Origin of the sequence: Streptomyces sp. NBC_00820, from assembly GCF_036347055.1 — a bacterium.
Lineage (GTDB): Bacteria > Actinomycetota > Actinomycetes > Streptomycetales > Streptomycetaceae > Streptomyces.
Genome location: NZ_CP108882.1, coordinates 6,328,149 through 6,348,844, shown reverse-complemented (window position 1 = coordinate 6,348,844; position 20,696 = coordinate 6,328,149). Strand labels below are relative to the sequence as shown.

The window sequence follows — 20,696 nt, the reverse complement described above, 5'->3', positions numbered from 1 at the left end:
GGGCGCACAGGGGGCATTGGGGCCGACACCGGCCGAGCGGTGCTTGCCTTCACCGACAGCCCTACGAAACATCCCTTCTGTTGTCGCCGGGCCCTGGCAGCCGTGCCATCGCCCCCGCGCACCGAAGGGATACGCGATGAGAGCTGCCGCCCTGTACTCGGCCGCCGGATCCTTGCTCCTGACCACGCTGGCCGCGGCCCCGTCACCCGCCGCACCCGGTGTGCCGCGCGTGCCGGGTGGGTCCGGCGCACCGGCCTCGGCCGCGGCCGAGGTGCGCGGGACCGCGACGGCCGCCGCGCGGGCCCGTACGGCCGGCATCGCCTTCGGTACGTGCCCCGCCGACCTGCCCGCGCCGGCCGGCATGAAGTGCGGCACGGTCCGCGTCCCGCTGGACTACGCGCACCCCTTCGGCAAGCAGATCGAGCTGACGGTCAGCCGCATGCCGGCCACCCGGAAGGACCCGTACAACAGCAAGCGCAAGGTGCCCCGGCAGGGTGCCCTCGTCTACAACCCGGGCGGCCCCGGCGCCTCCGGCATGGCCTTCCCGATGATCGGGATGGTGCCCGAGTGGAAGCGGATCGCGGCCGCCTACGACCTGGTGGGCTACGCACCGCGCGGCGTGGACCGTTCGGCCCCGCTGTCCTGCGAGGACCCCGAGCACTTCTTCAAGGGGCCCACACAGGCGCCGACCCACCCGACGGAGGCATACAAGCGGCAGCGCATCGCGCGGGCGAAGGCGTACGCGCGCGGCTGCGCGAAGCGGTCGGGAAGCGGGCTGCGCTTCTACACCTCGCTCAACAACGCCCGTGACCTGGACGTCCTGCGGGCCGCGCTGGGCGAGGACCGGCTGACCTTCATGGGCGCGTCGTACGGCACCTACCTCGGCGCGGTGTACGGCACCCTGTTCCCCTCGCACCTCAGGCGCATGGTGCTGGACTCGGCGGTCGACCCCGACCCCGCCCAGGTCTGGTACCGCGACAACCTCGACCAGTCGGCCGCGTTCGAGGACCGCTGGGCGGACTTCCGCGACTGGGTCGCCCGCCACGACGACGTCTACGGGCTCGGGAAGACGGCGCAGAAGGTGCAGGGCGCCTACGACACCGCGAGCCGCCGGCTGGCCGAGAAGGCGGCGGGCGGGAAGGTCGGCCCGGGCCAGCTGCAGAACACCTTCCTCATGGCCGGGTACTACGACGACTTCTGGCCGAGCCGGGCGGCCGCGCTGTCGGCCTATCTGAAGGGGGACGCGAAGCCCCTGATCAGGCTGGGCGCGCCGAGCCCCGAGACGGCCACCGAGGCGGAGAACGGCAGCGCGGTGTACACGGCCGTCGAGTGCAACGACGCGCCCTGGCCGACGGACTGGAAGGTGTGGGACCGCGACAACACCCGGCTGGCCCGGGTGGCGCCCTTCGAGACCTGGGACAACGCGTGGGCGAACCTGCCCTGCGCCTACTGGCCGGCGCCCCGGCAGCAGCCGCTGGACGTCCGCACCGGGCCCGGTGAGCTGCCGCCGGTGCTGATCCTGGCCGCCGAACGGGACGCGGCCACGCCGTACGCGGGGGCCCTGGAGATGAACCGGCGCCTGGCCGGCTCGGTGCTGGTCACCGAGCGGGACGCGGGCACCCACGGGATCGCCGGCGGCCCGAACCCGTGCGTCAACGCCCACCTGGACGCCTACCTGCTGGAAGGCCGCGTCCCGGGGCGGCGCGCCGCCTGCGCGCCGCGCCCGGAGCCGCGGCCGGCCACCTCGGCCGGCCGCACCGCCCGGCAGACCCTGCGCGACTCCCTGAAGGGCAAGGGCGACTAGAACACGGCGAGGCGGGGTCGGCTGGAGCACGTGTGAGGCGGGGTGGCCAGGGGGTGTCTCTTCGATCTTCGTGGATCAGGCCGCGGCGTCCGGTGCGGTGCCTCGGCGTCCGGTGCGGTGCCTCGGCGTGCGGCCGATCGTCCTCGTACTGGGCGTACGTGGGCGATTCGGCCGTGCGGCGAGGTGCCGTGCCGGGCGTCGCGGACCCACGAAGATCGGGGAGACACCCCCTAGAGCGTGCGGTTCGAGGCTGCGACGTCCGCCGCGGCACGTACGAACTCCCGGACGCGCTCCGTGGTGTTCCCCCGCAGCCGGACCAGGCCCCGGCGGATCGGCTCCGCGTCGCGCAGCGGCACGTAGGAGACGTCCGGCCGGGGGTGGTAGCGGCGGGCATGCTCCCCGACCGGGAGGACACCCCTGCCCATAGCGACCAGCGTGAGCATTTCGGAGAGCGAACCCCCGGCCGGGCCCTGCGGCACCGGCCTGCCCGACGGGGTGCGGTCGGGTGTGCGATCGCGCTTGAACGCCGCCGAGGTCACCTCCGGATACTGCACCACGGGGTGTTCCGCGAGCACTTCCACGGACACCGACTCCTGCGCGGCGAGCGGATGTCCGGCGGCGACGGCGAGCACCCGCTCCTCCGTCAGGAGGACCGGCCCGCAGGTCATTCCGTCGAACGGGAACGAGGCGACGAGGACGTCCACCGAGCCGTCGAGCAGGCTCGCACGCGAGTTGGCCAGCTCGGCCTGCCGCACGTCGACCCGGCAGTCGGGGTGGCGCTCACTGAACAGGCCGACCACCTCCAGGAGGGTGGGGGCCGTCCATTCGCCGAGGAAGGCGACCCGCAGCTCTCCGGTGACACCGCGGCTGGCGTCGGCGGCCCTGCGCAGCGCCTCCTCCATCGCGGCGACCAGGGGCACCAGGTCGTCGGCCAACTGCCGCCCGACCGCCGTGAGCCGGACGGTTCTGCTGGTCCGCTCGAACAGGGCGCCGCCGATCCGCCGCTCAAGTTTCTTGATCACCTGGCTGACCCGCCCGGTCGTGACACGCAGGCGCTCGGCGGTGCGGCCGAAGTGCAGTTCCTCGGCAAGGGTCAGGAAGGTCTCGGCCTCGACGCGTTCCAGCATGCCGCCCCCCGGCGTTGAATCAGGCTCAACGATCGTATTCCGATGCCGCCTTGATGGCGGTTTCCGCACAGCGGATCGTAAGGGGCGTCCTGATCCGCACGGACTCCACCAGCCAAGGAAGCCCCCATGAACACCTCGGACACCACCACCCGCCCCGCCGACCGGGCCGGAACGCCCTCGCTGCGCGTGAAGGCATTCGACCACCTGGTCCTCAACGTCGGGGATGTCGAGCGCTCCCTCGGCTTCTACACCGGACTGCTCGGCCTGGAACCGGTACGCGTCCCGGAATGGCGGGCCGGCCGGGTCCCCTTCCCGTCGGTGCGCATCACCCCTGAGACCATCATCGACCTGGTCCACGGCCCCCGGGGCGAGTCCAACGTCGACCACATCTGTCTCACCGTGGAACCGCTGGAGTGGGACGTGTTCATCAGGTCGGGAGCCTTCACCGTCCTCAAGGGCCCGGTGGAGCGCTTCGGCGCACGCGGCGACGCCACCTCGGTCTACGTCCAGGACCCGGACGGCAACACCGTGGAACTGCGCTGGTACCCCGAGGACACCGCGGCCTGATCCGCTTCGGCCGGCCGCCGCCGGGTGCCGTGCGGGGGCGACTCCGGCCGGGCCCGGTCGGAGTAGCCGGTCGCCGGTCGCCGGTCGCCGGATCACCGCGCCCACGGCACGTGATCACGCACGACCGGCGTCCACCGTCGTACCGGGGAGCTACGCCAGCCCGGCGACCAGGTCGGCCACGGACTTGCGGCGGCCCGTGTAGAAGGGGACCTCCTCGCGGACGTGCATGCGGGCCTCGGAGGCGCGCAGGTGCCGCATGAGGTCGACGATGCGGTGCAGCTCGTCGGACTCGAAGGCCAGCAGCCACTCGTAGTCGCCGAGGGAGAACGAGGCGACCGTGTTGGCGCGCACGTCCGGGTAGCCGCGGGCCATCTTGCCGTGATCGGCGAGCATGCGGCGGCGGTCCTCGTCGGGCAGCAGGTACCAGTCGTAGGAGCGCACGAAGGGGTAGACGCTGACGTAGTTGCGGGGCGTCTCGTCGGCGAGGAACGCCGGGATGTGCGAGCGGTTGAACTCGGCGGGGCGGTGCAGCGCCATGTTCGACCACACCGGCTCCAGGGCGCGGCCCAGCCGGGTGCGGCGGAAGAGGTTGTACGCCTCCTGGAGCTGGTCGGCGGTCTCGGCGTGCCACCAGATCATGAGGTCGGCGTCGGCGCGCAGACCGGAGAGGTCGTACGTGCCGCGGATCGTCACGTCCTTCGCGTCGAGCTGGTCGAACAGCTCCTGGACCTCGTCGGCGTAACCGGCGCGGTCCTCCGGCAGCACGTCCTTCAGCTTGAAGACCGACCACAGGGTGTAGCGGATGACCTCGTTGAGGTCCTTGGCCAGCTTGCCCTTGTTCGGGATCCTGCCGGACTCGGTGGTGGGGGCGTCGTCACTCATGGTCCCTATTCTCCCGCTCCGCCGTGCAGGCTCTGCACCGGGTTGGCAGTGAGTTCCCGGACACCGGTCGCGTCGCCGCCGAGCTGGTCCACCGCGGCGTGGGCGCTCGCGATGCACGCCGGGATGCCGACACCGTCGTACTGGGCGCCGCAGACCGCCAGGGCAGGCAGCTTGGCGACGTGCTCGCGGACGCGGGCCACGCGCGCGTGGTGGCCGACCGGGTACTGGGGCAGTCCGTCGGTCCAGCGGGTGACGCGGGTGGCGAGGGGCACGGCGTCCAGGCCGGTGGCCTCGCGCAGGTCGTGCCGGGAGACCTCGACCAGGTCGGCGTCCTCGCGCCGGAGCACCTCCGTCTCGCCGTGACGGCCCACGGAGGTGCGCAGGACGACCACGTCCGGGTCGTCCTCGGCGATCCAGCCCCACTTCTGGGAGGCGAAGGTGGAGGCCTTGATGGTCCGGCCGTCGACGGGCGGCACGAGGAAGCCGCTGCCCTCGGGCAGGGCGAGGTCGGCGCGTCGGTAGGCGAGGGTGATCAGGGCCATGGAGGCGTACTCGACCGCGGCGAGTTCGCCCGCGGCGGCCGGGGACTCGGCGCGCAGCAGGTCGGCGGCCGCGCGCGCGGGGACGGCGAGGACGACGGCGTCCGTGTGCAGCACACGGTCACCGGCGACCACCCGCCATACGGCGCCCGGTGCCGTCGTGTCGCCGTCCGCCGCCGGCCCGGTCGTCGCGATCCGGCGCAGTTCCCGCACCGGCGTGCCGGTCAGGATCTCGCCGCCGCGCGCCCGCACCGACTCGGCGACCGCGAGCGGCAGCCGCCCGACACCGCCCTCGATGCCCATGAACACCGGGCCGGTCTGCTGGTGGGCGGCGGCCTTGGCCTGGATGTCGCGGACGGCCGCCATGAGGGAGTCGTGGGCGCGGGCGGCCTGGAAGAGCTGCGGGACGGCCGAGCGCATCGAGATGCCGTACGCGTCGCCCGCGTACACCCCGCCGAGCAGGGGTTCGACCAGCCGGTCGACGACCTCGCGGCCGAGCCGCTCCGCCACGTAACGGCCGACGGCAACGTCCTCGCCGATCTCGGTGCGGGGCAGCTCGGCGTCGCGTTCGATACGGGCCAGGCCCTCGTCGGACAGCACGCCGGCCAGTGCGGCGGCGGTGCCTGGCACGCCCATCACATGCCCCTTGGGCATGGGGCGCAGGGCGCCGCGGGTCCAGATCGAGGCGGACGCGGTGGCCGGCGGCTGGAGGCGGTCCGCCAGGCCCACCTCGCGCGCGAGGGCCACCGCCTCGGGGCGGCGGGCGAGCATCGACTCGGCTCCCAGGTCCACCCGGACGCCCGCGATCTCGCCGGGCAGCAGCTTGCCGCCGACCCGGCCGGAGGCCTCCAGCACCGTCACCCGCGCCCCGCGCTCCAGCAGCCGGTGCGCGGCGGCCAGCCCGGCGACACCGGCTCCGACGACGACGACATGCCTGGTGCCCGTACCCGTTGCGCTCATGCCCTCCACTCTCTCAGACCTCACTGACACTCCCGTTCGGACCCGGTCACCGGGACGTGTCCCGACCGTGACCGCATCGGAACCGCGGGCGCCGAACGTAGGCGTGTGCCCCTGGCGTCGGAGGAGCGTCGGAGTCGTCGTCCCCGGGGGTACGTCCCATGCGCACATCACGATCGCCGAAACCCGCGTCGCTTCCCGCCCGTCCGGCGCGGGCGGTTCGGACGTTCCGGCCGGCCGGAACGGTCCGGGGCGTCCCGGGCCTGGCCGCTGTCCTGCTCGCCGTCTCCCTCGCCCTCGCCGGGTGCGGCGGGGCCGGCGACGCGGGCGGCGACTCGGCGAAGTCCGCCGCGGACGGCCCCGCCGCTGCCGGACAGCGGGCGGGCGCCCCGGGCAGTGGAGCCGATGGAGCCGGCGAGGCCAATGCGGCCGGTGAGGCCGGTGCGGCGGGCGACGCGAAGTCCGGGCGCCGGACGCCCCGGCTCGCGCCGAACGCCGTCATCCGCACCGCTTCCCTCGTCGTCGAGGTCAAGGACGTGCCGAAGGCCCTGGACTCGGCGCGTGCGACCGCGGAGACCGCGGGCGGCTACGTCGGCAGCGAGAACACCGGCCGGGACTCCGGCGGCCACGAGTACACCCGGGTCGTGCTGCGCGTGCCGGCCGCGAAGTACGACGAGGTCCTGGCCGCTCTGCAGGGCTCCGGGAAGCTGGTCGAGCGCACGGCGAAGGCGGAGGACGTCACCGACCAGGTCGTGGACGTGGACAGCCGGGTCGCCTCGCAGCGGGCGAGCGTGGCGCGGATCCGCGAGCTGATGGACCGGGCGGACCGGCTGAGCGATGTCGTCGCCCTGGAAGGGGAGCTGAGCAGCCGTGAGGCGGACCTGGAGGCGCTGCTGGCCCAGCAGGCGTCCCTGAAGGACCGTACGAGCCTGGCGACGATCACCCTGTCCCTGTCCGGGACGCCGGTGCGGCGGGCCGCCGCGGAGGGCACCCCGGGCTTCCTGGACGCCTTGTCGGGGGGCTGGCACTGGTTCGCCGCGATGCTGCGCTGGATCTCCCTCGCCCTGGGCGCGGTCCTGCCGTTCGCCGCGCTCGCCGCCGCGCTGTTCCTGCTGTGGCGGCGGGTCGTACGCCCGCGGCTGCCGCGCCGCACGCGCCCGGTGCCCGCGACGGACGTGCCGGGCCCGCTCCCGCACGCGCGGCCGGTACCGGAGGCTGCCACGCGGGAGCCCGGCGAAGGGAGCTGACCGGACGTGAGATCGGCGCGCCCCGTAGCGTGTTCGCATGAGCATGAGTGGTGGGCGGGGCGGCAGGCAGCGGCTGATCGTGATCGGCGGCGATGCCGCGGGGATGTCCGCGGCATCGCAGGCGCGCCGGCTGCGGGGGCCGGACGAGCTGGAGATCGTGGCCTTCGAGCGCGGCGACTTCACCTCCTTCTCGGCGTGCGGGATCCCGTACTGGGTGGGCGGTGACGTCCCCGAGCGCGACGAGCTGATCGCGCGCACTCCCGAGGAGCACCGCGCGCGCGGGATCGACCTGCGGCTGCGCACCGAGGTCACGGAGATCGACGTGGCCGGGCGTCGGGTACGCGCGCGTGACGTCGATTCCGGTACCGCGTCCTGGACGTCGTACGACAAGCTCGTCATCGCCACCGGGGCCCGGCCGGTCCGCCCCCGCATGCCGGGCATCGACGCCCCCGGGGTGCACGGGGTGCAGACCCTGGGCGACGGGCAGGCGCTGCTCGACACGCTGGCGCGCACACCCGGCCGGCGCGCGGTGGTCGTCGGCGCGGGCTACATCGGCGTGGAGATGGCGGAGGCGCTGATCAGGCGGGGCTTCGAGGTGACGGTCGTGAACCGCGGCAAGGAGCCCATGTCGACCCTCGACGCGGACATGGGCCGCCTGGTGCGCCGGGCGATGGAGGGCCTGGGCGTCACCATGGTGAACGACGCCGAGGTCACCGAGGTGCTGACCGGGGACGACGGGCGGGTGAGCGCCGTGGTCACCGAGAGCGGCACGTACCCGGCGGACGTCGTCGTCCTCGGGATCGGGGTCCGCCCCGAGACGGCCCTGGCACGGGCCGCGGGGCTGCCGGTGGGCGTGCGCGGCGGGCTGCTCACCGACCTCGCGATGCGGGTGCGCGGCCACGAGGACATCTGGGCCGGCGGCGACTGCGTCGAGGTGTTGAACCTGGTCTTGGGGCAGGAGCAGTACGTGCCGCTCGGCACGCACGCCAACAAGCACGGCCAGGTCATCGGCACGAACGTCGGCGGGGGTTACGCCACTTTCCCGGGCGTCGTCGGCACGGCGGTCAGCAAGGTCTGCGACCTGGAGATCGCCCGCACCGGCCTGCGCGAGAAGGACGCCGACCGCGTCGGACTGCGGTACGAGTCCGTCACCATCGAGTCCACCAGCCGCGCCGGCTACTACCCCGGCGCCTCCCCCATGACCGTCAAGATGCTCGCCGAACGGCGCACCGGCAGGCTGCTGGGCGTCCAGATCGTCGGCAGGGAAGGCGCGGGCAAGCGGGTCGACGTCGCGGCGGTGGCGCTGACCGCGCAGCTGACGGTGGAGCAGATGACCGCCCTGGATCTGGGCTACGCCCCGCCGTTCTCGCCGGTCTGGGATCCGGTCCTGGTCGCGGCGAGAAAGGCGACGGCGGCGGTCCGCAACGGTCCCTCCTGAACGCGCGCGGGACAGCGCCTTCGGCGGACGCGCGAGGGCAACGGCCCTCGGCGGGGCGGGGGGCAACGCCCTCGGCCGCGCACGGCGGTTGCTCAGGCCGTCCCGCTGATCCGTGGCAGTGAGGCGACGGAAGCACTGGCGGAAACGCCGGAGGAGACGGGCGAAGGCTGCTCCCCCGCCGGCCTCGCGTGGGTCGCGGACGGCCGGGTCGACCGCAGCCGGCGGCTCACCGCCTCGTCCAGCGTCACCGGCCGCTGCATCTGCGCGGCGAGCCGTCCCGCCTCCTGGCCGAGCCGCGCGACGTCCTCCCAGGGAAGCCGCACCACCAGAGAGATCTCCGCCTCCCCGTCGGGCAGAGCGTGCATCACCGGAACCTGCGGAGCGTTCATCGCGTTCATCGCCTGTCCTCACGTCGGTTGACAGGGGATACGCACAGTCCCGCGGCGGCGTTCACGGATTCGCGCGCCGTGTCGCGGGCAGTATTTTCATGTGGTCATCCCCGTCCATGACGTGAATCCGGCACGCCGCACCCCGTACGTGACGTACGCCCTCATCGCCGCCGCCGTCCTCGTCTTCCTCACCACCCCCGGCACGGCCGGTTCCGTGGGCGGGGCGGGCGACCTGGCGCGGCTGTGCCATCTGCAGGCCTTCATGGACCACTACGCGGCGGTCCCGAGAGAGCTGATCCACCACCGAATACCCCAGGTGGTCCCGACGGGCGAGGTGGGTGTGGGCCCGCACGGACCGGGCTGTGTGCTGGGACCGCCGGGCTACCACAAGTCGCCGGCCCTGTCGGTGTTCACGTCCATGTTCCTGCACGGCGGCTGGCTGCACCTGCTGGGCAACATGCTCTTCCTGCTGATCTTCGGCAACAACGTCGAGGACCGGATGGGGCACATCCGCTTCTTCCTCTTCTACGTCGTCTGCGGCTACGCGGCCGGCTACGGTTTCGCGTTGCTCAACGACGGCTCGGGCGAGCCGCTGATCGGCGCGTCGGGGGCGATCGCCGGGGTCCTGGGCGCCTATCTGGTGCTGTACCCGAGGGCCAGGGTCTGGGTGCTGGTCCCGTTCCTGGTCTTCCTGCCGCTGCGGCTGCCCGCATGGCTGGTGCTGGGCTTCTGGTTCGGGCTGCAGGCGGTGTACTCGTCCGGGCACGGTGTCTCGGGTACCGGCACGGTGGCCTACGCCGCGCACGTGGTCGGGTTCCTGGCGGGCATGCTGCTCGCCTGGCCGCTCAAACCCGGCACGCCGCCCCCGCCGGAGCCGCGCCGCCTGCTGTTCGGCAGGCAGGCCCGGCCCCGTCAGGTGTGGTGAACGGGCGTGCTCAGCGGGCGCTGTGCGTGTGGACGTAGTCCACGAGGTGGGTCAGCGCGTCCGGGTCGGTGTTCGGCATGACGCCGTGGCCGAGGTTGAAGACGTGCCCCTCAAGGCCGGCGGCGGCGTCGAGGACCGCCTGGGCCTTGGTCTCGATGGTCTTCTTGTCGGTGAACAGGACCGTCGGGTCGAGGTTGCCCTGGAGCGCCTTGCCGGGGCCGACCCGGTGGACGGCCTCGTCCAGCGGGATGCGCCAGTCGACGCCGACGACGTCCGCGCCGGCCTCGCCCATGAGGTTCAGCAGCTCGCCGGTGCCCACACCGAAGTGGATGCGCGGGACGCCGTAACCGGCGACGGCCTCGAACACCTTCGCCGAGGCGGGCATGACGGAGCGGCGGTAGTCGGCCGGGGCCAGCGCGCCGACCCAGGAGTCGAACAGCTGGACCGCGGAGGCGCCGGCCTCGATCTGCACCTTCAGGAAGCCGGCCGTGATGTCGGCGAGGCGGTCCAGCAGGTCGGCCCACAGCTCGGGGTCGCCGTACATCATCGCCTTGGCGTTCTCGTACGTGCGCGAGGGGCCGCCCTCGACCAGGTAGCTAGCCAGGGTGAAGGGCGCCCCGGCGAAGCCGATCAGCGGGGTGCCGCCCAGCTCACGGGTGAGCAGGCCGATCGCCTCGGTGACATAGGGGACGTCCTCGGGGGTGAGGTCGCGCAGCCGGGCCAGGTCGGCGCGGGTCCGGATCGGCCGCTCGACGACCGGGCCGACGCCGGGCTTGATGTCGAGGTCGATGCCGATGGCCTTGAGCGGTACGACGATGTCGCTGAAGTAGATCGCGGCGTCCACGTCGTGGCGGCGCACGGGCTGGAGCGTGATCTCGGTGACCAGCTCGGGCAGCATGCAGGACTCGAGCATCGGAATACCCTCGCGCACCTTGCGGTACTCGGGCAGCGAGCGGCCGGCCTGACGCATGAACCACACCGGGGTGTGCGGCACGGGTTCGCGCCTGCACGCCTTGAGGAAGGCGCTGTCGTACGTCGCGGTCGGCTGCTGGCCCGTGGGGCTTCCGTTGGCACTCACGTCGGCAAGTCTCGCACGGCCCGGACCACAGAAGTGCCGCCGCCCTCAGGGGGTGTCTTGCCCCGCGCGACGGCCCGCTTCCCCTTACTCTTCCCCGCATGGCTGCGGCTCAGGAACGACTGTCGGACGGCGCTGACGGAATGGACGACGCGGAGGACACCGCTCATGCGGTGCCGCCGGCGTTCCGGGCCGCGGTGGACGCGCTGCGCGCCGCGCGGCTGCGGCCGCAGGTCGATGTGGAGCCGACGCCCGCCCCGCAACGGCTGGCCCCGTTCGCGTACGCGCTGGAGGCCGTGGTGGTCGACGGCGAGCAGGACCTGGCCGACGGGCGGCTGGTGCTGCTGCACGATCCGGCCGGACACGAGGCCTGGCGCGGGACGTTCCGCCTGGTGACGCTGGTACGGGCGGAGCTGGAGGCGGAGATGGCGGCCGATCCGCTGCTGCCGGAGGTGTGCTGGTCGTGGCTGACCGGCGCGCTGCAGTCGCGCGGGCTCACCTACGGCGAGCCGAGCGGCACGGTCACGCGCGCGGGGTCGCACTACTTCGGCGGGCTGTCCGAGCGGCCGCCCGCCTCACAGATCGAGATCCGGGCGTCCTGGACGCCTCGCGAGGGGCTCGGCGGAGTGCCGGACACGGCCGCGCACCTGGCCTCGTGGTGCGATCTGCTGGCCCAGGTCGCCGGCCTGCCCCCGGCCGGCCCGGGCGACGCCTCGGTGGTGACACTGCCGCAGCGCAGGGGGCCGCAGTCCCGGTGAGACGGGGCGTCTTCGGTCCCGGCCGTTGAGGCGCGAGGTCTGCGCTCTCGGCCGGTGAAGCGCGTGCATCCGGGTCCGGTCCAACTCCACCACCTCGACCTCGACAGGTGAGGTGCGGGGGCCGCGATCTCGCCGATACGTGGGTCCACCGTCTCGGTGACGTGTACCCGACGGTCCCGACGGGTCAGTCCTCACGATCGTTTTATTGACCCTCTCTTTGTCGATACGGCCACTTTCCGTACTCGAATCGCATCGGCCCGGACCGAGTCGATCTTCGGATGATCGATCGCGTGTCCGAATTGCACGGATTGTTACTCACTAGATCGTGATCATTCTCTAAAGGCGGACGGGTTTGCTGCCGAAGACGACTGTGACCTTGAAAGCACGGTTCGTCCCGGCTTCATCCCCACAAGCCGGCCCCGTCCCCCACCCAGGAGGCCTGGTGTCCGTTCTCCTCGAGCAGCCCGCAAGCCTGGTCGCCTACCGCCCGAACAAGCCGACCGCCATGGTGGTCGTGGCCGACCCGCGCGTCCGCTCCACCGTCACCCGCCATCTGTGGGCGCTCGGTGTGCGCGACGTCATCGAGGCCTCGTCCATCGCGGAGGCTCGTCCCCGCATCGGCAACCCCCGCGACATCTGCGTCGCCGACGTCCACCTGCCCGACGGCTCCGGCCTGACCCTCCTGTCCGAGACCCGCGCCGCCGGCTGGCCCAACGGCCTGGCGCTGTCCGCCGCCGACGACATCGGCGCCGTCCGCAACGCCCTGGCCGGTGGGGTCAAGGGCTACGTCGTCACCGGCACCCGCACCAACATCGGGCTCCCCACCCGACCTGGTGCAGCCCCCCTCGGTTCCGCCGCCCGCATGCACCGCCGCCCCCCGGGTGCCCCGAGCCACCCGGGCGGCTACCGCGAGCTGTCCGGACGCGAGGTGGAGGTACTGCGACTGGTCGCCGAGGGACAGTCGAACAAGGCGATCGGCGTCTCCATGGGCCTGTCCGCCCTGACCGTCAAGAGCCACCTGGCCCGCATCGCCCGCAAGCTCGGCACGGGCGACCGCGCCGGCATGGTGGCGGTGGCCCTGCGCACCGGGATCATCCACTGAGCCGATGCGTCGACTGAGCCCCTCCGCGGTACCGCCGGCTCACCCGTGTGAACCGGAAGTTTCACCGACCTGACTGGTTTACGACCCCACAGCGCCCGTCGACGGAACGTTCCGGCGACGGGCGCCGTGCTGACACGGATACCCTTGACAGGTGACGGACGCCCAAGAGACCGCAGCAGACAGTTCCCCGCGCACCACTGGAGGTACCCCTCCGGACGACGCCGGATCTTCTGTGACGGAGGCGCCCACCCCCCTGCTCGAACCCCGCGAGGGCATTCCGCCGGTGATCGCCGACGAGGCCGCCCTCGCCGAGATGATCGCCGCCTTCGCCGCCGGCTCCGGCCCCGTCGCCGTCGACGCCGAGCGCGCCTCCGGATACCGGTACGGCCAGCGCGCCTACCTGCTGCAGCTGCGCCGCGAGGGCGCCGGCTCCGCCCTCATCGACCCCGTCGCCTGCCCCGACCTGTCCGGTCTCGGCGAGGCGCTGTCCGGCGTCGAGTGGGTGCTTCACGCGGCCACGCAGGACCTGCCGTGCCTGCGCGAGATAGGCATGGTGCCCAGCCGTCTGTTCGACACCGAGCTGGCGGGACGGCTCGCCGGGTTCCCCCGGGTCGGCCTCGGCGCGATGGTCGAGAGCGTCCTCGGGTTCGTCCTGGAGAAGGGCCACTCCGCCGTCGACTGGTCGACCCGGCCACTGCCCGAGCCGTGGCTGCGCTATGCCGCGCTGGACGTGGAACTCCTCGTCGACCTGCGCGATGCCCTGGAGAAGGAGCTGGACCGCCAGGGCAAGCTGGAGTGGGCCCTGCAGGAGTTCGACGCGATCGCGTCCGCGCCGCCGGCCGAGCCGAGGAAGGATCCCTGGCGCCGCACGTCGGGCATGCACAAGGTACGGCGGCGCCGGCAGCTGGCCGTCGTACGGGAGCTGTGGCAGACCCGGGACCTGATCGCCCAGCGGCGTGACGTGTCCCCGGGCAAGGTGCTGAGCGACGCGGCGATCGTGGAGGCCGCCCTCGCCCTGCCGTCCAACGTGCACACGCTGGCCGCGCTGAGCGGGTTCGGGCACCGGACGGGCCGACGGCAGCTGGAGCAGTGGCAGACGGCCGTCGACCGGGCCAAGGCGCTTCCCGAGAGCGCGCTGCCGCAGCCCGGGCAGCCGGTCACCGGACCTCCGCCGCCGCGCGCCTGGGCCGACAAGGACCCCGCCGCCGCGGCCCGGCTGTCCGCGGCACGGGCGGGGGTGTCGGCGCTGGCCGAGCAGCTGAACATGCCGCAGGAGAACCTGATGTCCCCCGACACGGTGCGGCGCGTCTGCTGGGAGCCGCCGACGGCCGACGCCGTGGCCGCGACCCTCGCGGGCTTCGGGGCACGCCCCTGGCAGGTGGAACAGGTGACACCCGTCCTGATCACCGCCCTGTCGACCGAGGGCGCGTAGCTCCGTAGGACCCCGACACCGACCACGGACGGCGCGGAACGTCCGTGAAGGACGCGGACACTGGCGACGCACGCGGCCGGTTCACGCCGCCCGCGGCCCCACGGTGACCGCAGACACTTCACAGCAAGCACGGTCACCCACGGCAGGCGCCGGCCGCCTTCGGGGATGACGGGACCCATGCTGCAGGGCGATCGACCACGGAGAAGGCGGTCGCCCACGGCAGGCGCTGACCGCCCAAGAGGCGGTCACCCATGGCAAATTCCGGTCGCCCATGGCAGGCGCCGGCCGCCCATGGGGGTAGCGGTCGCCCACGGCGCACGCAGGTCGCCCCTGCCGGCGCCGGGGCGCCCATGACGAGTGCCGTCGCCCACCGCACGCGCCGTCATGGGCGCCCCGCACGCGCCCACCGCGCACGCCCAGCCGTCCGTCACAAAGCCGATCGCCCCACGGCACGGACCCCGCCACGAAGACGAAGGTGCGGCCACTCAAAGCACGAGCGCCACAAACCACCGCGCGGAACGCGCACCCAAGGGGCGCGGGGAACCGCGCGACCAGCCACCCCCGACCGGCACCCGGCACACACCGCCCGCCACCCACCACGGCGTACGCAACTCGCACCCAGCCGCCCGGCCCCACGACACGGCCCCCGCCACCCCCGAAGGCCAACGTGCAGCCGCCCAAAAGGCACGAGCGCCGCAAACACCGCGCGGAACGCGCACCCAAGGGGCGCGGGGAACTGCGCGACCAGCCACCCCCGACCGGCACCCGGCACGAACCGCCCGGCACCCGGCACCCGGCACGAACCACCCACCACGGCGCCACAATCGTCGACGACACCCCTCATAGATGGCCCGACACCGCCGCTCCGGGCGTCGAGTTCACGCCAAGCTCCCGGCGGCCGGCGCATGTGACGTTCGCCGCTCCCTGGGGTGGGGGTGTGCAGCTACGTTACTCATAAGTAGCATGGGTCCTGAGCGCGCGCTCAGCGCATGTGCGCGTCGCGGCAGTGCCACCCCGCACCCTGGAGGAGAGCCATCGTGCCTCGTACCGTCAGGGACGTCGTCTTCGTCGACGGCGTCCGCACCCCGTTCGGCAAGGCGGGCCCGAAGGGCATCTACCACGAGACCCGGGCCGACGACCTCGTCGTGAAGGCGATCCGGGAGCTGCTGCGCCGCAACCCCGGCCTGGACCCGAAGAAGATCGACGAGGTCGCCATCGCCGCGACCACGCAGATCGGTGACCAGGGCCTCACCCTCGGTCGTACCGCCGGCATCCTCGCGGGCCTCCCGCAGTCGGTGCCCGGCTACTCGATCGACCGCATGTGCGCCGGCGCGCTGACCGCCGTGACGAGCACCGCCGGTTCGATCGCCTTCGGCGCCTACGACGCCGTCATCGCCGGTGGCGTCGAGCACATGGGCCGCCACCCCATGGGCGAGGGCGTCGACCCGAACCCGCGCTTCGTGAGCGAGAAGCTGGTCGACGAGTCCGCCCTGTTCATGGGCATGACCGCCGAGAACCTGCACGACCGCTACCCGACGATCACCAAGCAGCGCGCCGACGAGTACGCGGTGCGCTCGCAGGAGAAGGCCGCCAAGGCGTACGCCGACGGCAAGATCCAGCAGGACCTGGTGCCGATCTCGGTGCGCCGCACCAACGCGGACGCCGGCGAGACCGGCTGGGGCATGGTCACGGCCGACGAGCCGATGCGCCCGGGCACGACCATGGAGAGCCTCGCGGGTCTGAAGACCCCGTTCCGCGTGCACGGCCGGGTCACCGCGGGCAACGCGGCCGGTCTGAACGACGGCGCGACCGCCTCCATCATCGCGAGCGAGGACTTCGCCCGCGAGAACGGCCTGCCGGTCAAGATGCGCCTGGTGTCGTACGCCTTCGCGGGCGTCGAGCCGGAGGTCATGGGCTACGGCCCGATCCCGGCGACCGAGAAGGCCCTCGCCCAGGCGGGGCTGTCGATCGAGGACATCGACCTCTTCGAGATCAACGAGGCCTTCGCCGTCCAGGTGCTGGCCTTCCTGGAGCACTACGGCATCGCGGACGACGACGCGCGCGTCAACCAGTACGGCGGCGCCATCGCCTACGGTCACCCGCTCGCCTCCTCCGGCGTCCGTCTGATGACGCAGCTGGCCCGCCAGTTCGAGGAGCAGCCGCACGTCCGCTACGGCCTGACCACCATGTGCGTCGGCTTCGGCATGGGCGCGACGGTCATCTGGGAAAACCCGCACTTCGAGGGGGACAAGTGAGCACCACCGCTGAGCTGTTGAAGGGTGCGGCCGAGCTGTTCCCGGACGAGGTCGTGACGTCCGCGCACGTCCGCCACTTCGAACTGCCGTACGGCGCCGGGCGCTTCGCGCTCATCACGCTGGACAACGGCTTCGACCACACCAAGCCGACCACCTTCGGCCCGGCCTCGCTGGCGAACCTGAACGCCGCGATCGACCAGGTCGAGAAGGAGGCCGCAGACGGCGCGATCGTCGGCGTCGGCCTCACCGGCAAGCCGTTCATCTTCGCGGTCGGCGCCGACCTCAAGGGCGTCGAGCTGCTGACGAAGCACGAGGACGCGCTCGCCATCGGCAAGGGCGGCCACGAGGTCTTCAAGCGCCTGTCGAAGCTGGCCGTTCCCACCTTCGCCTACTACAACGGCGCGGCGATGGGCGGCGGCGTCGAGGTCGGCCTGCACTGCTCCTACCGGACCGTCTCCAAGGCGATCCCGGCGTTCTCGCTGCCCGAGGTCTTCCTCGGCCTGGTTCCCGGCTGGGGCGGCTGCGTGCTGCTGCCGAACCTGATCGGCGCGGACAAGGCCGTCTCGGTCGTCATCGAGAACAGCCTGAACCAGAACAAGCAGCTCAAGGGCAAGCAGGTCTTCGAACTCGGCATCGCCGACGCGCTGTTCGAGGGTGCCGACTTCCTGGAGCAGTCGCTGATCTGGACCGCCCAGGTCCTCAAGGGTGACGTCGAGGTCGAGCGTCCGGTGATCGACCGCGGCGAGGCCTGGGACCAGGCCGTCGCCAAGGGCCGTTTCATCGCGGACTCCAAGGTGCACGGCGCTGCCCCGGCCGCCTACCGCGCCCTCGACATCATCGCGGCCGCCAAGAACGGCGACCTGCAGCAGGGCTACGACGCCGAGGACCAGGCCCTCGCCGACCTGATCATGGGCGGTGAACTGCGCGCCGGCATCTACGCGTTCAACCTGGTGCAGAAGCGCGGCAAGCGTCCGGCCGGTGCGCCCGACAAGTCGCTGGCGCGTCCGGTCACCAAGGTAGGTGTCGTCGGCGCCGGTCTGATGGCCTCCCAGCTCGCGCTGCTGTTCCTGCGCCGCCTGGAGGTGCCGGTCGTGCTGACCGACATCGACCAGGAGCGCGTCGACAAGGGTGTGGGCTACGTCCACGCCGAGATCGACAAGCTGCTCGGCAAGCGCCGGATCAACCAGGACAAGGCCAACCGCCTCAAGGCGCTGGTGACCGGTGTCCTGGACAAGGCCGAGGGCTTCGCGGACGCCGATTTCATCATCGAGGCCGTCTTCGAGGAGATCGGTGTCAAGCAGCAGGTGTTCGCGGAGGTCGAGGCGGTCGCCCCGGCGCACGCGGTCCTCGCCACCAACACCTCCTCGCTGTCCGTGTCGGAGATGGCGTCGAAGCTGAAGCACCCCGAGCGGGTCGTCGGCTTCCACTTCTTCAACCCGGTCGCGATCCTGCCGCTGCTGGAGATCGTCCGCGGTGAGCAGACGGACGACGCGTCGCTCGCGACCGCGTTCGCCGTGGCCAAGAAGCTGAAGAAGACCGCGGTTCTGGTCAAGGACGCCCCGGCGTTCGTCGTGAACCGCATCCTGACCCGCTTCATGGGCGAGATCCAGAACGTCATCGACGAGGGCACCTCGGTCGAGGTCGCGGAGAAGGCCGTCGAGCCGCTCGGCCTGCCGATGTCCCCGCTGGTGCTGCTGGAGCTGGTCGGCCCGGCGATCGGCCTGCACGTCTCCGAGACGCTGCACCGCGCGTTCCCGGAGCGCTTCACGGTCTCCCCGAACCTCAAGGCGGTCGTCGAGGCCGGCAAGCGCGGCTTCTACGTCTACGACAGCGGCAAGCCGGAGCTCGACCCCGAGGTCGCGGCGCTGCTGAAGCAGGGCGACAGCGTCCTGACCGAGGAGCAGGTCCGCGAGCGGGTCCTGGACGCGGTGGCCCAGGAGATCGGCCTGATGCTCGACGAGGGCGTCGTCGCCGAGGCCCAGGACATCGACCTGTGCCTGATCACGGGCGCCGGCTGGCCCTTCCACCTGGGCGGCATCACGCCGTACCTGGACCGCGAGGGTGTCTCGGAGCGCGTGAACGGCAAGAAGTTCCTGGCTCCGGGCGTGGCGAGCGTCCCGGCGTAACGCCGAGCGGAACAGACCGGGTGCCGTACCTCCACCGGGGGTACGGCACCCGGTTTTTCCGTTCTCCCCCGGGGCTCCGCGCCGCCCCATCGGTTAAGTGCCACTCTTGGGGTATGGACGATGCACATGGTTCCCCGGACACGGACGATCCCCTGCTCGTGATCGTCGACTGCGCGAACGTCGTCGGATCGAAGCCCGACGGTTGGTGGAAGGACCGCAAGGGGGCCGCCGAGCGGCTGCGGGACCGGCTGGCCACCGGCGGGGTTCCCGGCCACGCGGATCCTTCGGAGATCGTGCTGGTCGTGGAGGGCGCGGCACGGGGCGTGGAGTCGGTGCCGGGGGTGCGGGTGGAGTCCGCGCCCGGCAGCGGGGACGACTGGATCGTGGAGCTGGTCTCCGGCACCGCCGACCGGCCCCGCCTGGTCGTCACCGCCGACCGCGAGCTGCGGCGCAGGGTGTCCGACCTGGGCGCCGAGGTGACGGGCCCGCGTACGGTACTCGGCTGAGCGGCGGCGCCGCGCCTACGGCTTCTTCCTGTCGTGGTGCTCGTGCCCGCCCAGGACGTCGTCCCGGGTCGTCTCCTCCTGGCGGCCGAGGCGGCTGTGCGAGCGGCCGTAGGCGAAGTAGACGACGAAGCCGATGGCCATCCAGATGGCGAACCGGATCCAGGTCTCGGTGGGCAGGTTGAGCATCAGCCACAGCGAGGCGCACACCGACAGGATCGGGACGACCGGGACCCACGGGGTGCGGAAGGCACGGTGCAGGTCGGGGCGGGTCCTGCGGAGGATGACCACGCTGATCGCGACGATGATGAAGGCGAACAGGGTGCCGATGTTCACCAGCTCACCGAGCGTCTCGAGGCTGGTGAAGCCCGCGATGACCGCGATGATCACGCCGAGCAGGATGGTCGGCCGGTACGGCGTCCGGTAGCGCGGGTGGGTGTGCGAGAAGAAGCGCGGCAGCAGGCCGTCGCGGCTCATCGCGAAGAACACGCGGGTCTGGCCGAGCAGCAGGATCATGCACACCGTGATCAGGCCGATGGTGGCGCCGAAGCTGATGATGCCCGCGTAGGCGGGGTGGCCCGTGGCCTTGAAGGCCTGGGCGAGCGGCGCCTGCACGGACAGGTTCGTGTACTTCTCCATGCCGGTGACGACGATCGACACCGCCACGTACAGCAGCGTGCAGATGAGCAGCGAGCCGATGATGCCGCGCGGCATGTCGCGCTGCGGGTTGCGGGTCTCCTCGGCGGCCGTGGCCACCACGTCGAAGCCGATGAAGGCGAAGAAGACGATCGAGGCGCCGGTGAAGATGCCCATCACGCCGAAGTTCGACGGCGCCCACCCGAACATCAGCTGGATCAGCGGCGCCTTGATGGCGCTGGTGGAGGCCGCCGGTTCGGACGGGGGGATGAAGGGGTGGTAGTTGGCGGTGTTGACGATGAACGCCCCGGCGATGATCACGATGAGCACGACGACCAGCTTGATCGCCACGACCACCTGGGTGACCCGTGCGGACAGCTTCATGCCGACCACGAGCACGGCCGTGAGCACCAGGACCAGCAGGGAGGCGAAGATGTCGAAGCCGAATCCCGAGGCGCCGTCCCGCCCGCCGAGCACCTCGGGGATGTTCCATCCGATGTTGTTCGACAGGAACGACCGGAAGTAGCCGGACCAGCCGACGGCCACCACCGCCGTACCCAGGGCGAATTCCAGCACCAGGTCCCAGCCGATGATCCAGGCGGGCAGTTCGCCGATCGAGGCGTACGAGAACGTGTACGCCGACCCGGCCACCGGGACGGTGGAGGCGAACTCGGCGTAACAGAGGGCGGCCAGGGCGCAGACGATGCCCGCCGCGACGAACGACAGGGCGATCGCGGGACCGGAGGTGGTCTTGGCGACCGAACCCGTGTAGACGAAGATGCCCGTGCCGATGATGACGCCGACGCCGAAGACGGTCAGGTCGAGGGCTGACAGGGACTTCTTGAGCGCGTGTTCCGGTTCCTCGGTGTCGAGGATGGACTGCTCGACCTTCTTCGTACGGAAGAGGGTGCTGGTCACTGGGCCTACCTCCCAC

The 20,696-nt window shown here is 72.1% G+C and carries 17 protein-coding genes; 11 read left to right on the top strand and 6 right to left on the bottom strand.

What is annotated here, in order from left to right:
* The first annotated feature begins 136 nt into the window (after positions 1-136).
* Positions 137-1,804 carry an alpha/beta hydrolase gene (locus tag OIB37_RS28420; RefSeq protein ID WP_330460457.1) on the top strand — a complete coding sequence of 556 codons (1,668 nt, stop codon included), beginning with the start codon at positions 137-139 and terminating at the stop codon, positions 1,802-1,804.
* Positions 1,805-2,034: 230 nt separating this feature from the next.
* On the opposite strand, the gene OIB37_RS28415 is transcribed toward OIB37_RS28420, so the two are convergent.
* Positions 2,035-2,931, bottom strand: a complete 897-nt coding sequence (locus OIB37_RS28415; protein WP_330460456.1) for a LysR family transcriptional regulator — start codon at positions 2,929-2,931, stop codon at positions 2,035-2,037.
* Positions 2,932-3,057: 126 nt separating this feature from the next.
* Here OIB37_RS28415 and OIB37_RS28410 point away from each other — a divergent pair, with 126 nt between their 5' ends.
* Complete coding sequence (locus OIB37_RS28410) at positions 3,058-3,498, top strand: VOC family protein (protein ID WP_330460455.1); 441 nt, start codon at positions 3,058-3,060, stop codon at positions 3,496-3,498.
* Between the two features lie 150 nt (positions 3,499-3,648).
* Here OIB37_RS28410 and hemQ read toward each other — a convergent pair whose 3' ends face one another.
* Both hemQ and hemG read right to left on the bottom strand, forming a co-directional pair.
* Positions 3,649-4,380, bottom strand: a complete 732-nt coding sequence (gene hemQ, locus OIB37_RS28405) for a hydrogen peroxide-dependent heme synthase (RefSeq protein ID WP_330460454.1) — start codon at positions 4,378-4,380, stop codon at positions 3,649-3,651.
* 5 nt (positions 4,381-4,385) lie between these two features.
* On the bottom strand, positions 4,386-5,879 hold the full coding sequence (hemG, locus tag OIB37_RS28400; RefSeq protein ID WP_330460453.1) for a protoporphyrinogen oxidase: 1,494 nt from the start codon (positions 5,877-5,879) through the stop codon (positions 4,386-4,388).
* A gap of 158 nt (positions 5,880-6,037) precedes the next feature.
* Between hemG and OIB37_RS28395 the strand changes: the two genes are divergently transcribed.
* Positions 6,038-7,123 (top strand): DUF4349 domain-containing protein, encoded by a 1,086-nt coding sequence (locus OIB37_RS28395; protein WP_330460452.1) that lies wholly within the window; start codon positions 6,038-6,040, stop codon positions 7,121-7,123.
* Positions 7,124-7,160: 37 nt separating this feature from the next.
* On the top strand, positions 7,161-8,561 hold the full coding sequence (locus tag OIB37_RS28390) for an FAD-dependent oxidoreductase (RefSeq protein ID WP_330460451.1): 1,401 nt from the start codon (positions 7,161-7,163) through the stop codon (positions 8,559-8,561).
* Between the two features lie 92 nt (positions 8,562-8,653).
* On the opposite strand, the gene OIB37_RS28385 is transcribed toward OIB37_RS28390, so the two are convergent.
* Positions 8,654-8,950 (bottom strand): hypothetical protein, encoded by a 297-nt coding sequence (locus tag OIB37_RS28385; RefSeq protein ID WP_330461995.1) that lies wholly within the window; start codon positions 8,948-8,950, stop codon positions 8,654-8,656.
* A 100-nt stretch (positions 8,951-9,050) separates the two neighbouring features.
* Between OIB37_RS28385 and OIB37_RS28380 the strand changes: the two genes are divergently transcribed.
* Positions 9,051-9,875 carry a rhomboid family intramembrane serine protease gene (locus tag OIB37_RS28380; RefSeq protein WP_330460450.1) on the top strand — a complete coding sequence of 275 codons (825 nt, stop codon included), beginning with the start codon at positions 9,051-9,053 and terminating at the stop codon, positions 9,873-9,875.
* 10 nt (positions 9,876-9,885) lie between these two features.
* On the opposite strand, the gene hemE is transcribed toward OIB37_RS28380, so the two are convergent.
* Positions 9,886-10,953 carry a uroporphyrinogen decarboxylase gene (gene hemE / locus OIB37_RS28375; protein WP_330460449.1) on the bottom strand — a complete coding sequence of 356 codons (1,068 nt, stop codon included), beginning with the start codon at positions 10,951-10,953 and terminating at the stop codon, positions 9,886-9,888.
* A gap of 98 nt (positions 10,954-11,051) precedes the next feature.
* Between hemE and OIB37_RS28370 the strand changes: the two genes are divergently transcribed.
* The 6 genes from OIB37_RS28370 to OIB37_RS28345 all read left to right on the top strand — a co-directional run bounded on the left by OIB37_RS28370 (position 11,052) and on the right by OIB37_RS28345 (position 19,129).
* Complete coding sequence (locus OIB37_RS28370) at positions 11,052-11,708, top strand: DUF3000 domain-containing protein (RefSeq protein ID WP_330460448.1); 657 nt, start codon at positions 11,052-11,054, stop codon at positions 11,706-11,708.
* Positions 11,709-12,150: 442 nt separating this feature from the next.
* On the top strand, positions 12,151-12,810 hold the full coding sequence (locus OIB37_RS28365; protein WP_055540149.1) for a helix-turn-helix transcriptional regulator: 660 nt from the start codon (positions 12,151-12,153) through the stop codon (positions 12,808-12,810).
* A 151-nt stretch (positions 12,811-12,961) separates the two neighbouring features.
* Positions 12,962-14,242, top strand: coding sequence for a ribonuclease D (locus tag OIB37_RS28360; protein ID WP_330460447.1), 1,281 nt, complete (start codon positions 12,962-12,964; stop codon positions 14,240-14,242).
* A gap of 1,037 nt (positions 14,243-15,279) precedes the next feature.
* Complete coding sequence (locus OIB37_RS28355; RefSeq protein ID WP_330460446.1) at positions 15,280-16,497, top strand: thiolase family protein; 1,218 nt, start codon at positions 15,280-15,282, stop codon at positions 16,495-16,497.
* The gene (locus OIB37_RS28350) at positions 16,494-18,623 is read left to right on the top strand and encodes a 3-hydroxyacyl-CoA dehydrogenase NAD-binding domain-containing protein (RefSeq protein ID WP_330460445.1); all 2,130 of its coding nucleotides are present in this window, start codon (positions 16,494-16,496) and stop codon (positions 18,621-18,623) included. The genes OIB37_RS28355 and OIB37_RS28350 overlap by 4 nt, the downstream gene beginning before the upstream one ends.
* Positions 18,624-18,736: 113 nt before the next feature.
* Complete coding sequence (locus OIB37_RS28345) at positions 18,737-19,129, top strand: NTP pyrophosphohydrolase (protein ID WP_330460444.1); 393 nt, start codon at positions 18,737-18,739, stop codon at positions 19,127-19,129.
* Between the two features lie 15 nt (positions 19,130-19,144).
* On the opposite strand, the gene OIB37_RS28340 is transcribed toward OIB37_RS28345, so the two are convergent.
* On the bottom strand, positions 19,145-20,680 hold the full coding sequence (locus OIB37_RS28340) for an amino acid permease (RefSeq protein WP_330460443.1): 1,536 nt from the start codon (positions 20,678-20,680) through the stop codon (positions 19,145-19,147).
* Between the last annotated feature and the right edge of the window lie 16 nt (positions 20,681-20,696).

Bases quoted from the DNA above. Each gene is read 5' to 3' on its own strand.
- OIB37_RS28420 (WP_330460457.1), top strand. From the start codon at position 137: ATGAGAGCTGCCGCCCTGTACTCGGCCGCCGGATCCTTGCTCCTGACC.
- OIB37_RS28415 (WP_330460456.1), bottom strand. From the start codon at position 2,931: ATGCTGGAACGCGTCGAGGCCGAGACCTTCCTGACCCTTGCCGAGGAA.
- OIB37_RS28410 (WP_330460455.1), top strand. From the start codon at position 3,058: ATGAACACCTCGGACACCACCACCCGCCCCGCCGACCGGGCCGGAACG.
- hemQ (WP_330460454.1), bottom strand. From the start codon at position 4,380: ATGAGTGACGACGCCCCCACCACCGAGTCCGGCAGGATCCCGAACAAG.
- hemG (WP_330460453.1), bottom strand. From the start codon at position 5,879: ATGAGCGCAACGGGTACGGGCACCAGGCATGTCGTCGTCGTCGGAGCC.
- OIB37_RS28395 (WP_330460452.1), top strand. From the start codon at position 6,038: ATGCGCACATCACGATCGCCGAAACCCGCGTCGCTTCCCGCCCGTCCG.
- OIB37_RS28390 (WP_330460451.1), top strand. From the start codon at position 7,161: ATGAGCATGAGTGGTGGGCGGGGCGGCAGGCAGCGGCTGATCGTGATC.
- OIB37_RS28385 (WP_330461995.1), bottom strand. From the start codon at position 8,950: ATGAACGCTCCGCAGGTTCCGGTGATGCACGCTCTGCCCGACGGGGAG.
- OIB37_RS28370 (WP_330460448.1), top strand. From the start codon at position 11,052: ATGGCTGCGGCTCAGGAACGACTGTCGGACGGCGCTGACGGAATGGAC.
- OIB37_RS28345 (WP_330460444.1), top strand. From the start codon at position 18,737: ATGGACGATGCACATGGTTCCCCGGACACGGACGATCCCCTGCTCGTG.